The sequence below is a fragment of the Massilia frigida genome, from assembly GCF_011682175.1.
In the GTDB taxonomy this organism is placed as follows: Bacteria; Pseudomonadota; Gammaproteobacteria; order Burkholderiales; family Burkholderiaceae_D; genus Telluria_A; species Telluria_A frigida.
Genome location: NZ_WHJG01000007.1, coordinates 139,524 through 152,873, shown reverse-complemented (window position 1 = coordinate 152,873; position 13,350 = coordinate 139,524). Strand labels below are relative to the sequence as shown.

The 13,350-nt window shown below is 62.9% G+C and carries 10 protein-coding genes; 7 read left to right on the top strand and 3 right to left on the bottom strand.

Features of this window, described 5'->3' with window-relative positions:
* The first annotated feature begins 46 nt into the window (after positions 1 to 46).
* Positions 47 to 1,411, top strand: a complete 1,365-nt coding sequence (locus F2P44_RS09595; RefSeq protein ID WP_167086474.1) for a TAXI family TRAP transporter solute-binding subunit — start codon at positions 47 to 49, stop codon at positions 1,409 to 1,411.
* Between the two features lie 30 nt (positions 1,412 to 1,441).
* Here the strand turns inward: F2P44_RS09595 and F2P44_RS09590 are convergent, their stop codons facing one another.
* Positions 1,442 to 1,900 (bottom strand): rhodanese-like domain-containing protein, encoded by a 459-nt coding sequence (locus tag F2P44_RS09590; protein WP_167086473.1) that lies wholly within the window; start codon positions 1,898 to 1,900, stop codon positions 1,442 to 1,444.
* A gap of 310 nt (positions 1,901 to 2,210) precedes the next feature.
* Here F2P44_RS09590 and glnA point away from each other — a divergent pair, with 310 nt between their 5' ends.
* The 5 genes from glnA (at position 2,211) to corA (ending at position 8,009) form a co-directional block, all read left to right on the top strand.
* Complete coding sequence (gene glnA / locus F2P44_RS09585; RefSeq protein ID WP_167086472.1) at positions 2,211 to 3,626, top strand: type I glutamate--ammonia ligase; 1,416 nt, start codon at positions 2,211 to 2,213, stop codon at positions 3,624 to 3,626.
* A gap of 194 nt (positions 3,627 to 3,820) precedes the next feature.
* Positions 3,821 to 4,321, top strand: coding sequence for a DUF4124 domain-containing protein (locus F2P44_RS09580; protein WP_229423474.1), 501 nt, complete (start codon positions 3,821 to 3,823; stop codon positions 4,319 to 4,321).
* 2 nt (positions 4,322 to 4,323) lie between these two features.
* Positions 4,324 to 5,403, top strand: a complete 1,080-nt coding sequence (gene glnL, locus F2P44_RS09575) for a nitrogen regulation protein NR(II) (protein WP_370662660.1) — start codon at positions 4,324 to 4,326, stop codon at positions 5,401 to 5,403.
* Between the two features lie 69 nt (positions 5,404 to 5,472).
* Positions 5,473 to 6,966, top strand: coding sequence for a nitrogen regulation protein NR(I) (gene ntrC / locus F2P44_RS09570; protein WP_167086470.1), 1,494 nt, complete (start codon positions 5,473 to 5,475; stop codon positions 6,964 to 6,966).
* A 77-nt stretch (positions 6,967 to 7,043) separates the two neighbouring features.
* Positions 7,044 to 8,009 carry a magnesium/cobalt transporter CorA gene (corA, locus tag F2P44_RS09565; protein WP_167086469.1) on the top strand — a complete coding sequence of 322 codons (966 nt, stop codon included), beginning with the start codon at positions 7,044 to 7,046 and terminating at the stop codon, positions 8,007 to 8,009.
* A gap of 122 nt (positions 8,010 to 8,131) precedes the next feature.
* On the opposite strand, the gene F2P44_RS09560 is transcribed toward corA, so the two are convergent.
* Together F2P44_RS09560 and F2P44_RS09555 are read right to left on the bottom strand one after the other, a co-directional pair.
* Positions 8,132 to 8,323, bottom strand: coding sequence for a hypothetical protein (locus F2P44_RS09560; protein ID WP_167086468.1), 192 nt, complete (start codon positions 8,321 to 8,323; stop codon positions 8,132 to 8,134).
* A 163-nt stretch (positions 8,324 to 8,486) separates the two neighbouring features.
* Positions 8,487 to 10,121 carry an NAD(P)/FAD-dependent oxidoreductase gene (locus F2P44_RS09555; RefSeq protein ID WP_167086467.1) on the bottom strand — a complete coding sequence of 545 codons (1,635 nt, stop codon included), beginning with the start codon at positions 10,119 to 10,121 and terminating at the stop codon, positions 8,487 to 8,489.
* 460 nt (positions 10,122 to 10,581) lie between these two features.
* Here F2P44_RS09555 and F2P44_RS09550 point away from each other — a divergent pair, with 460 nt between their 5' ends.
* A complete protein-coding gene (locus F2P44_RS09550; protein WP_229423473.1) occupies positions 10,582 to 13,344 on the top strand; it encodes a TonB-dependent receptor in 2,763 nt (920 codons plus the stop codon).
* The last annotated feature ends 6 nt before the right edge of the window (positions 13,345 to 13,350 follow it).

The following is a 13,350-nucleotide window of genomic DNA, read 5'->3' as shown; positions in this document are numbered from 1 at the left end:
CCAAATGTTGGCATCGTACCGTTCCATGAAACCTTTGCAACGTGCGATGTCCAAAATCCGGAAGTTTACCCAGTTCTCGTTTCGCGACCTGGTTGCCACCGCCGGCCCCACCGTCCTCACCATTGTCGCGCTGTGCGCGGTCGCTTACTTCCTGGTCGATCCCTCGCCGCCGCGCAGGGTCACGCTCGGCACCGGACAGGAAAACAGCGCCTACGAGGAGTTCGGCAAAAAATACGCCGCCAAACTGGGCAAGCATGGCATCGCCGTCACCCTGCAGCGCTCCCTCGGCTCGCAGGACAACCTGCAGCACCTCAATGAAGGCAAGCTCGATATCGCTTTCGTCCAGAGCGGATCGACCGAGCAGGCCGAAGCCCAGCGCAAGGGACTGGTCTCGATCGGCAGCCTGTTCACCGAACCGGTCTGGCTGTTCCTGCGCGAGGATGCCAAAGTCACGCAGCTGTCGCAGCTCAAGGGCTTGAAAATCAACCTCGGACCGGAAGGCAGCGGCGTGCCCAAGCTGTTTCGCCAGGTGCTCGCGCTGAACGGCGTCGAGCCGGCCGACCTGACCATCGGCACCCTGGAGAACACGCCGGGCACGGTGGAGCTGCTGGAAGGGCGCATCGATGGCCTGGTCTTCAGCTCCGGTCCGGACGCGCCGCTGGTGCAGATGCTGCTGCAAACGCCGGGCTTCAAGCTGTTCGACTTCACCCAGGCCGAAGCCTATTCACGGCGCTTGCCGTTCGTCTCGCACGTGGTGCTGCCGCGCGGGATCGTCGACGTGGGGCGCGACATCCCGGCCCAGGATTACCATCTGATCGCACCCACAGCGACGCTGGTGGCGCGTGAAGATTTGCATCCGGCGCTGATCGATTTGTACGTGCAGGCGGCCAGCGAAATTCATGGCGGCACCGGCTGGTTCCAGCAGCAGGGGCAGTTCCCGTCGGCGCGCTACACCGAAATTCCGGTGGCGCGCGAAGCGGCCAAGTTCTACAAGGATGGCGCACCGCTGCTGCAGCGCTACATGAGCTTCTGGCTGGCCAATTTCTTCGACCGGATGTGGGTCGTGGTGGTGGCGCTGGCGGCGCTGGTGCTGCCGCTGTCGAAGGTGGTGCCGCCGCTGTACGTGTGGCGGATTCGCTCGCGCGTGTACCGCTGGTACGGGCAGCTGCGCACGGTGGAGCAGGAGCTGGAGGCGGCGCAAGGCGCACAGCGGGCAGACATTTGCGCGGGGCTGTTAAAGCGGCTCGATGAGATCGAAGAAATGGTCAACCAGATTTCGATTCCGCTCGCATTTGCCGATGGCTTGTATGGCCTGCGCAGCCATATCAATTTTGTGCGCCAGCGGGTGAAGAACGCCGTGGCCGACGATCAAGTCCGCGCTACGCAATCCGCGCCGGGTGCTCTCGCGTAACGCCGCTGGCGCCGGTGAGCTTTTAAAAAATCAGGCCCCCAGCCACGGCAAGCCGGCCTTGCACCAGCCACCGACGCTCTTGCGGTGACCGTCCGCATCCTTGTCGCCCTCGAAGCCTTGCAGGATATCGAATGACTGCGCATAGCCATTTTCCGTCGCCACCCGTGCGGCGTGGCGCGACCTGACGCCCGCGCGGCACAGGAACAGCAGCACTTCATCCTTTTGCGCCACCGCTTCGAGCTGCCGCACGAAATCGGGATTGGGCGCGCCGTCCGGCCAGGTGCTCCATTGCACGGCGCAGTGCTGCTGCGCCGGAATGGCGACCTTGCCGACCCACGCGCGCTCGGCGTCGGTACGCACGTCCACCAGCCGCACGCGCGCGTCGCTTTGCAGCAGTTCCCACGCTTCCTGCGGCGTCACCGCGCCCGCATACGGTTGGCCGGGCGCGCGGGTGCGGGCGGTGGCAAGCAGGGTGTCGGCGTTACTCATGGCGTATTCCTCGGTCAAGTTTGCGATTATTATAGGAGCGGCGCACCACGGCGCGGCATTTTTCCCTTTTCGGTGCATCGTGCATCAACTTGGTGCAATCCGCGCGATTTGCACCAAGGTGGTGCGATCCAGATCAGGCGCCCGCGCCGGCGCCGTGACAGGGACTCCGGAGTTTAGTGATATTTGGCAGCATTTTCAACGCTGCTGCGCCATTCGGTCCGCATGGTCTGGCTGGCACGCTTTCTGCTATGATCCCTGTGAGTTTTGCCGCCGAGGTGGCAACCCCCCATTTATATTAGGAGAGATACGCATGGCAATGACGGCCGCAGAAGTCTTGGAAATGGTTAAAGAGAAGCACGTTCGCTTTGTGGACTTTCGCTTCGCCGACACGCGTGGCAAAGAGCAGCACGTAACGGTTCCCGTATCGCACTTCGATCTCGACAAATTTGAATCGGGCCACGCTTTCGACGGCTCGTCGATCGCCGGCTGGAAGGGCATCGAAGCGTCCGACATGCTGCTCATGCCAGACCCGAACACGGCCAACATCGATCCGTTCATGGAAGAAGTCACGCTGTTCATGCAGTGCGACGTCATCGAGCCGGCCGACGGCAAGGGCTACGACCGCGATCCGCGTTCGATCGCCAAGCGCGCCGAAGCCTACCTCAAGTCGACCGGCATCGGCGACACCGCCTACTTCGGCCCTGAGCCGGAATTCTTCATCTTCGACAGCGTGCGCTGGAAGATCGACATGTCGGGCTGCTTCGTCAAGATCGATTCGGATGAATCGTCGTGGGCGACCGATGCCAAGACCGAAGGCGGCAACAGCGGCCACCGTCCAACCGTCAAGGGCGGCTACTTCCCGGTGCCACCAGTCGATTCGTTCCAGGACATGCGCTCGGAAATGTGCCTGATCCTCGAAGAACTGGGCATCCCGGTCGAAGTGCACCACCACGAAGTGGCCGGCGCCGGCCAGAATGAAATCGGCACCCGCTTCTCGACCCTGGTCGAGCGCGCCGACTGGACCCAGAACCTGAAATACGTGGTCTGGAACGTGGCCCACAGCTATGGCAAGACCGCCACCTTCATGCCGAAACCGATCGTTGGCGACAACGGCTCGGGCATGCACGTGCACCAGTCGATCTGGAAAGACGGCAAGAACCTGTTCGCCGGCGACGGCTATGCCGGCCTGTCGGAAGATGCGCTGTTCTACATCGGCGGCATCATCAAGCATGCCAAGGCCCTGAACGCGATCACCAACCCGGGCACCAACTCGTACAAGCGCCTGGTGCCTGGCTACGAAGCGCCGGTGAAACTGGCTTATTCGGCCAAGAACCGTTCGGCCTCGATCCGCATCCCGCACGTGGCGAACCCGAAAGGCCGCCGCATCGAGACCCGCTTCCCGGATCCGCTGGCCAACGTGTACCTGTGCTTCGCCGCGCTGCTGATGGCTGGCCTGGATGGTATCGCCAACAAGATCCATCCGGGCGAAGCAGCGTCGAAAGACCTGTACCACCTGCCGCCGGAAGAAGACGCGCTGATCCCGACCGTGTGCTCCTCGCTGGAAGAAGCGCTCGACAACCTGAACAAGGACCGCGAGTTCCTGACACGCGGTGGTGTTTTCAGCAACAGCATGATCGATGCCTACATCGAACTCAAAATGCAGGACGTGCAGCGCATGCGCATGACCACGCACCCGGCCGAGTTCGACATGTACTACTCGCTGTAATTGTTTTTGGTTGGCAGGCATTGCCAACATGCAGTATCTGTAGCCGGAGAGACATCAAAACGTATCTCTCCGGTATAAAAACGCGAGGAAGGCCACGGCTTTCCTCGCGTTTTTCATTGGATGTTGTATATTCGGTTGAATCTAATTACTCCACGGAATTCCGTGAAACAACGCTGATGCTTATGATAACGAGGATGTCCCGAATTCGCCCGCACCGACCGCTGCGTTCGCCTTTGCTGGCGCTGGTGCTGCTCGCCGGCCTTGGCGCGCAGCTGCCGGCCCGGGCGGACATCTATCTGTGCGTCGATGCCAGTGGCCGCAAGGAGTTGACCGACAACCCCAAGCCGGGCTGCAAGCAGCTCGACGTGCCGAACAATATTCCCGCGCCGTCGGGGCGCAAGAGCAGCGCTCCGGCCAAGCCGGTGACCACGCCGACCGATTTTCCCAAGGTGGGCGGCAGCGAGCAGCGCGCGCGCGACGCCGACCGGCGCCAGATCCTCAACGACGAACTGCACGCCGAAGAAAAGAAGCTGGCCGAACTCAAACGCGAGTACAACAAGGGCGAGCCCGAACGCCAGGGCAACGAGAAAAACTACGCCAAGTACCAGGAGCGGGTCCAGTCGATGGCCGACAACATCGCGCGCGCCGAGAAGAACATCGAAGCGCTGCGGCGCGAAATTTCAAACATTAAATGACCGTGGCCGCGCCTTCCGTGCCACGGCGCGAGGCCCTGGCCGGCCTCGATCTGCTGGCCTCGGCCGTGCTGCTGGTCGACGCCGGCGGCACCATCACCTTCGCCAATGCCGCCGCCGAGAATCTGCTGGAAAGCTCGCTCAGGGCCCTGCAACGCCAGCAGCTGCATACCCTGTTCCTCAACGCCGAGGAATTGCTCAATCTGTGCGCGCAGGCGCTGGCCCATAAATACGCCGACCTGCGCCAGGACCTGACCCTGGAGCGCAGCGGACGCGAACCGCTGCACGTGCACAGCATTGTCAGCGAGGCGGGCGAATCGGGCATCGTGATCGAGCTGCGCGAGAACGTCCAGCAGCTGAAACTCGACCGCGAAGAGCGCATCCTCGACCAGAGCCAGGTCAACAAGGAACTGGTGCGCAACCTGGCGCACGAGATCAAGAACCCGCTGGGCGGCATCCGCGGCGCGGCGCAGCTGCTCGAACTCGAACTGCCGGCGCGCCACCTGACCCAGCTGCGCGAATACACGCAGGTGATCATCAAGGAAGCGGACCGCCTGCAAACCCTGGTCGACCGCCTGCTGGCGCCGCACCGGCGTCCGCACATCGTCGGCGACGTCAATATCCATGAAGTGTGCGAGCGTGTGCGCAGCCTGATCCTGGCCGAGTTCCCGGCCGGGCTGGCCATCCGGCGCGATTACGATGCCTCGATTCCCGAGTTCAGGGGCGACAAGGAACAGTTGATCCAGACCGTGCTCAATATCGCGCACAATGCCGCCCAGGCCCTGTCCGAGCGGATCGTGGCGGGCGACGCCGAACTGGTTTTCAAGACCCGCGTGGCGCGCCAGGTGACCCTGGCCAAGGTGCGCTACGGGCTGGCATTAGACTTGCATATCATCGACAATGGACCGGGCATCCCGCCGCAGATCCGCGACCGCATTTTCTATCCCCTGGTATCGGGACGGGAGGGCGGCAGCGGCCTGGGGCTGACACTGGCGCAGACCTTCGTGCAGCAGCACATGGGTGTGATCGAGTGCGAAAGCCGGCCTGGATTTACGGATTTCAGGATCCTGTTGCCGCTGCCATAAGCCGCGCATCAGCTTCGACAATCCGGGTCCCATCAATTGAAGATCCATATTGCGGGGAAGCGCGAACACATGAAACCAATCTGGATAGTCGACGACGACGCCTCGATCCGCTGGGTGCTTGAAAAAGCCCTGGCGCGCGAGAACCTCGCGACCAAAAGCTTTTCCAACGCGCGCGATGCCATGGCCGCGCTCGAATTCGATACGCCGCAAGTGCTGGTGTCCGACATCCGCATGCCGGGCGAGTCGGGGCTGGACCTGCTGCAAACCGTCAAGGCCAGCTATCCCGGCCTGCCGGTGATTATCATCACGGCGTTTTCCGACCTCGATTCGGCGGTCGCCGCCTTCCAGGGCGGCGCCTTTGAATACCTGGCCAAGCCGTTCGACATCGACAAGGCGGTGGAACTGATCCGGCGCGCGCTTGAAGAAAGCCTGCGCGAGACCAGCGTCGAATCCGGCCCCACCGACACCCCCGAAATCCTGGGCCAGGCGCCAGCCATGCAGGAAGTGTTCCGCGCCATCGGGCGCTTGTCGCAGTCGAACGTGACGGTGCTGATCACGGGCGAATCGGGCACCGGCAAGGAGCTGGTCGCGCGCGCGCTGCACAAGCACAGTCCGCGCGCGCAGCAGCCTTTCATCGCCTTGAACACGGCCGCGATTCCCAAGGATTTGCTGGAGTCCGAACTGTTCGGCCACGAGCGCGGCGCCTTCACGGGTGCCCAGACCACGCGGCGCGGCCGCTTCGAGCAGGCCGAAAACGGCACCCTGTTCCTCGATGAAATCGGCGACATGCCGTTCGACCTGCAAACGCGCCTGCTGCGGGTGCTCTCGGACGGCCACTTCTACCGGGTCGGCGGACACCAGCCGATGAAGGCCAATGTGCGCGTCATTACGGCCACCCACCAGAACCTGGAACAGCGCGTGCGCGACGGCTTGTTTCGCGAAGACTTGTACCATCGCCTGAACGTGATCCGCCTGCGCCTGCCCAGTTTGCGGGAGCGGCGCGAGGATATCCCCCTTTTGGTGCGCCACTTCCTGGTGCAAAGCGCGCGCCAGCTCGGGGTCGAGGCCAAGCGCATGAGCGATCCGGCACTGCATTTCCTCACCGGGCTCGATTTGCCGGGCAATGTGCGCCAGCTGGAAAACCTGTGCAACTGGATTACCGTGATGGCGCCCGGGCAGACCGTGGACGTCAAGGACATGCCGCTCGACCTGACGCAGGAGGGCGGGGCCGATACGGCGCTGCCGCCGGCCATGGGCGAGGGTGCGGCGCTGCCGGCCAACGGCCACGCCGGCATGCTTGCGGGCGGCGCCGGCATGGCGGCGCTGGGCGCGGCCGGCGGCTGGATTGGCTTGCTGGAGCTGCAGGCGGCCAGCATGCTGGCGGCCGGCCAGTCGGAGGTGATGGATGTGCTGGGACGGCAGTTCGAGTCGGCCTTGATCAAGACGGCGCTCAAGCACACGCACGGGCGCAAGAACGATGCGGCGGTGCGCCTGGGGATCGGGCGCAACACCATCACCCGCAAGATCGCCGAACTCGGGATCGACGGCGCCAAGGACGAGTAGGGGACATGGCGGGGCGCGTGCCCCCGTCCGCGCGCGGCATGGTGTAAGCTTCTGTCCAATTTATTGTTGGAACCTCCATGCTGATCAACTGCGTCGCCTACCAGGAAGGCAAAAAGCTGTCCGACATTTCCGTCGAGGCCATCAGCGACTACGTCGAGAAATCCGACTGTTTCGTGTGGGTGGCCCTGAAGGACGCTCAGCCGGACGAGCTGGCCGTCATGCAGCACGAATTCGGGCTGCACGAACTGGCGGTGGAAGACGCGCTGCGCGGCCACCAGCGCCCCAAGATCGAGGAGTACGGCGATTCGCTGTTCGTGGTGGTACAGACGGTCGAGATGGATGGCGATGAGATGAGCGTGGGCCAGGTGGCCATGTTCGTCGGCGACAATTACGTGCTCTCGGTGCGCAACAATGTCATGCGCGGTTTTCTCGGCGTGCGTGCGCGCGCCGAACGCGAACCGCACCTGCTGGGCAAGGGCTCGTCGTTTGTGCTGTATGCGCTGATGGATGCGGTGGTCGACCGTTATTTTCCGGTGGTCGACGCGCTCGAAACCGAACTCGAAACCATCGAAGACCGGATTTTCATCCGCGGCTCGCAGCGCGCCAACATCGAGCGCCTGTATGAACTCAAGCGCAAGGTGCTGGTGCTGCGCCACGCGGTCACGCCGCTGCTTGACGCCATCGGCAAGCTGCATGGCGGACGGGTGCCGTCGTTCTGCCGCGATACCCAGGAATACTTCCGCGATGTGCACGATCACCTGCAAAGGATCAACGGCGCGCTCGATACCATCCGCGACACCATCGGCACGGCGATCCAGGTCAATCTGTCGATGGTGGCGATCGATGATGGCGAAGTCAATAAACGGCTGGCCGCATGGGCCGCGATCTTCGCGGTGTTTACCGCATTCGCCGGCGTGTGGGGGATGAACTTCGAGTTCATGCCGGAACTGAAATGGCATTTCGGCTACGTGGGCGCGCTGGGCGTGATGGTCAGCGTGTGCGGGTATCTGTACTACCGTTTCCGTAAATCGGGATGGCTGTAGGGCTTTGGCTGAAGATCATTCGGCGTACGACCCGCGCGCACTTCCAAGACATACTGGCAAGGCATGCTCGCATCAGTTGGCAGGGGCAGGCTTGAGCGGCCCACGGGCGGCGCCGCCATCAATCAGGTCGCGCTGACGACACGGCGGGCTTCGGCGAATGCGCGGTTAATCTCCTCGCGGCTGAAGCGCGACTGGCGGAGAAGTCGCGTGGCGGCCGGCGAGAGACCCACCGCTACCGTGACTTTGCGGGCAATGAGGTCGTTGTTTGCCGGACGCACGTCTTCGGACGTGAGATGCTTCAACACTGGTTTCATATTTCCCCCTGTGATTGATCCACTTGGGTGATTTTACCTGAGCCGGGCCAGGTGCCAACGCTAGGTTGAGGCTTGCAGTTGATCAAACACCGGGCCGGAGCGGAAAGTCATTTCTGCCAATGACAGCGCTGGGTCTGGCCGTCGCGCGCCTGGCCGACGTTGCTTACCCCGCCATCGACAGCGCCACCGCTTCCGCCACCTTGATCCCATCGACCGCCGCCGACAAGATCCCGCCTGCGTAGCCGGCGCCTTCGCCGGCCGGGAACAGGCCGCGCGTGTTCAGGCTTTGCAGGTTGTCGTCGCGCCGCTTGATGCGGATCGGCGACGAGGTGCGCGTTTCCACGCCGGTCAGCACCGCGTCTTCCTGGTAGTAGCCGCGAATCTGCTTGTCGAACGCCGGGAAGGCTTCGCGCATGGCGATGATGGCGTAGTCGGGCAGGGCGGTGGCCAGGTCGGTCAGGTGCACCGCCGGCTTGAACGACGGCACCACCGAACCGAAGGCGGTCGAGGCGCGGCCCTTGACGAAATCGCCCATCAGTTGCCCCGGCGCGTCGTAGGTGCCGCCGCCGAGCGCGAACGCGCCTTCTTCCAGGCGGCGCTGCAAGGCGATCCCTGCCAGCGGGTGACCCGGGTTGTCGACAAAGTCGGCCGGCGTAATGCCGACCACGATGGCGCTGTTGGCATTGCGCTCGTTGCGCGAATACTGGCTCATGCCGTTGGTGACCACGCGCCCCGGCTCGGACGCGGCGGCGACCACCGTGCCGCCCGGGCACATGCAGAAGCTGTACACCGAGCGGCCGTTGGCGGCGTGGTGCACCAGTTTATAGTCGGCCGCGCCGAGGATCTTGTTGCCGGCGTTCGGACCGAAACGGCAAGCGTCGATCAGCGACTGCGGGTGCTCGACCCGGAAACCGACCGAAAACGGCTTCGCTTCAATATACACGCCGCGCTCGTACAGCATCTCGAAGGTGTCGCGCGCGCTGTGGCCGATGGCCAGCACCACGTGGCGGGTGGGGATATGTTCGCCGCTGGCCAGGGTGACGCCGCGGATCTGGCGCGCCTCGCCAAGGCCTTCGACCTCGATATCGCTGACCTTGCTCTCGAAACGGTATTCGCCGCCCAGCGCGATGATGTTCTCGCGCATCTGTTCGACCATCTTGACCAGGCGGAAGGTGCCGATGTGCGGTTTGCTCACGTACATGATCTCGTCCGGCGCGCCAGCCTTGACGAATTCGGTCAGCACCTTGCGGCCGTAATGCTTGGGGTCCTTGATCTGGCTGTACAGCTTGCCGTCGGAAAAGGTGCCGGCCCCGCCTTCGCCATACTGGACGTTCGATTCCGGGTTCAGCTCGCGCTTGCGCCAGAAGCCGAAGGTGTCGACGGTGCGCTCGCGCACCACCTTGCCGCGTTCGAGGATCAGCGGGCGCAGGCCCATCTGGGCCAGGATCAGGGCCGCGAACAGCCCGCACGGGCCGGTGCCGATCACGACCGGGCGCTCGTTGCGGTCGTGGCCCTGCAATTGCTCGCCGCCGGCGACGAAGGTGTAGCCGGTGTCGGGCGCGGGCAGCACATGGGCGTCATGCTGCAAGCGCGCCAGCACCGCCGCTTCGTCGCGCAGTTCGGCATCGACCGCGTAGATCAGCACGATGGCGCTGCGCTTCCTGGCGTCGTAGCTGCGCTTGAACACACTGAACCCGAGCAGGTCGGCGCCGGCAATGCCCAGGCGCGCCAGGATCGCCTCGCGCAGGTCGGCGTCGGCATGGTCGAGCGGGAGTTTGAGTTCGTTAATTCGCAGCATAGAGTCGTTCGTGGTTCAGGGTGGGCAAAAGCGGGGCAGGGCGCTATTTTACCGGGTGCATCGCCTGATGGGCGAATCGGGCCGCCCACGCACGGTATTTTCGACCTCAAGGTGTTGCTGCGCGACTAGTAATGTGTAGTTGAGAAAATTTGTTGCAAAACAGACTCATTCATTATTCAAATTTTGCGGCAGCGCACCATATTTCATTCGGCTTATTTGCGTAAAGTAAGAATTTTCGCTGTAGTCGCAGCGAAAGTTGCAAATCGGCTGGTTTTGGCCGCCCTTTTTTTGTCGCTGACCGGATAATGCCCGTTGCAGAAATGATGCGACGTCCTGCGAGCGCGCCACTGCCGGGGGAATTTGAACCCGGCAACGTGCCAGCGCCGCCGAGATCCGGAAGGCTGTCGTACAAGCAAGCTGCTGTAGTGTCGTTATCCTCATCCTAAACGGAGTTCTAAAAATGATGTTTCAAGAGAAGATTGGCGTACGTTCCGTTCGCCTCGCCCTCGGCCTGTTAGCCGGTTTCGTCGCCGGCCACGCACTGGCTCAGGATGCTCCTATCCAGCGAGTTGAAATCACCGGTTCGAGCATCAAGCGCATCGTGAAAGAAGGCGCGTTGCCAGTCCAGGTGGTGTCCAAGGAAGTGATCGCCCGTTCCGGCGCGACCACCGTTGCCGACCTGATCCAGAAACTGCCGGCGATGCAGGGTTTCACGATTGAAGCCATTGCCGCAGGCACCAACTCGGGTGGCCGCTCCACCGCGTCGATCCACGGCCTGGGCGGCACCTACACCCTGGTCCTGCTGAACGGCCGCCGCATGGCGCCTTTCCAGGACAGCGGCAGCTCGGTCAACCTGAACTCCATTCCGATGAGCGCGGTTGAGCGCGTCGAAGTGCTGAGCGACGGCGCATCCGCCCTGTACGGCGCCGACGCGATTGCCGGCGTCATCAACTTCATCCTCAAGAAAAACTACCGCGGCCTGACCCTGGACGCGGGCGTGTCGGTACCGACCAACCCGGGCGGCAAGAGCGCCAACGCTGGCTTCACCTGGGGCTTCGGTGACCTGGAAACGAACCGCTTCAACCTGTTGATGACCTACCGTCACGACGAGCAGAAGCCGGTCAAGGCGACCGACCGCGAATTCAGCAAAACGTCGTACATTCCACTGGGCCACGACGGCCAGAGCTACATCTACGACCGCACCTCGACCTCGGGCACCGCATCGAACGTGAACGTCGCGTTCAAGAATCCGAAAACTGACCAGATCGGCTTTAACCCGTACAAGAAAGTCAACGGCGCCTGCCCGACCGGCTTCTTCAACTACCTGTCGAACACCGCCACCACCGAGTACTGCGCCGTCGACAGCGCCTCGACCGTGGAAACCGTGCCTGAATCGAAGCGCGACACCCTGTTCACCTCGGGCCGCATCAAGTTCAGCGACAACCTGACCGCCTTTGCCGACCTGGCCCTGGGCCGCTTCGACCTGACGGCGCGGATCGCCGCCAACCCGGTCAGCGTGGCCGTGCCAATCGGTTCGCCAGTCTACAACCAGTACGTCGCACCGTACCTGAGCGCCGATCAGCGCGCCGATGTCAAGACCGCCACCGCGACCTACCGCGCGACCGAATTCGGCACCCGCGACAGCCAGACCATCACCGACGTCGGTCACTTCGTCATGGGCCTGGAAGCCAATTTCGGCGGCTGGGACATGAACACGGGCGCCACCTACTCGCGCTACCAGCTCGACGAGCGTTACACCGGCGGCTACCTGTTGAACAAGGAATTCCGCAGCCTGATCGGCGGCGCCAACTTCAATCCATTCCTGCCGGCCGGCTCGCCAACGTCGCCAACGGCTCAACAGATCAATGGTTCGGTCTTCCACGGTTCGATCCGTGAAGCGTATTCGGTCCTGCGCGGCCTCGACCTGCGCGCATCGCGCGAACTGTTCAACCTGCCAGGCGGCGCAAGCAGCATCGGCCTGGGTATCGACGGCCGCGAACTGCACCAGGTGCAGACCGCCACGGCCGCAGCCAAGGATGGCAGCATCTACGGTTTCACCGCGCCAAACCAATTCGACTACACCCGTGACTCCGCCGGCGCCTTCGCCGAAATGGCGCTGCCGCTGATGAAGAACCTGGAAGTGACGACCGCCATCCGCTACGACCGTTATTCGGGCGTGGAAGACAAGAGGGCCAAGCGCACCAAGGGTGAAAGCCAGAGCGCCAGCACCTACAAGATCAGCGCACGCTACACCCCGACCACGGCCCTGCTGCTGCGCGGTTCGTACGGTACCGGTTTCCGCGTCGCCGACCAGAACGACATCGCCAACACCCTGGTGTCCGCCGGCGTCACGGCCGCACCGTATGCTTGCCCGGCAGACCTGGTAGCGATCGATGTGACCCTGTGCCGTCCGGGCGTGAACCAGTACAACTCGTACAACGGTGGTAACGAAAAACTGCGTCCGGAAGAATCGAAGCAGTTCACCCTGGGCTTCCGCCTCGAGCCATCGTCGAGCGTGACCTTCGGCGCCGACCTGTGGGACGTCAAGATGACCAACCAGGTGTCGAACGTCGGCGAAATCCAGGCGTTTGCCAATCCGGCCAAGTACCGCCAGCTGTTTACCGAGTTCGCCGATCCAGCGACCGGTATCAAGACCTGGGCCTTCATCCGCGCCCCGATCAACATCGGCAAAGCGCACAACCGCGGTATCGACTGGGATCTGACCGTCGGCGAGAAGTATTCGTTCGGCAAAATGACCCTGAACGTCAATGGTACCCACATGCTCAAGGCCAGCTACACCATTCCGGGTTCGGACACCGAGTGGACCGACAGCATGGATAAATACGGCATCGACAATCAAGTCACCTTCCGCGATATCGTCAAGTTCGGCGCTACCCTGGAAACGGGCCAGATGACCAATGCGCTGACCTTGAACTACCGCAATGGTTACACCGACCAGGCCGCTAGCTTGTACAACGTGGCGACCAAGGCCCCTGCCGTCAGCCAGATCCGTCTGCAAGTGCCTTCGTACAGCACGGTCGACTACCAGGGTAAGTTTGCGATCAGCAAAACGTGGGAAGTTCGTGGCGGTATCAAGAACCTGATGGACAAAGAGCCACCACTGACCCTGCGCACGTCGTCGGGCCACCAGGTTGGTTACGATGCCCGTTACGCGGACACGATGGGCCGCACCGTCTACCTCAACACCAGCTACAAGTTCTAAGCAGCT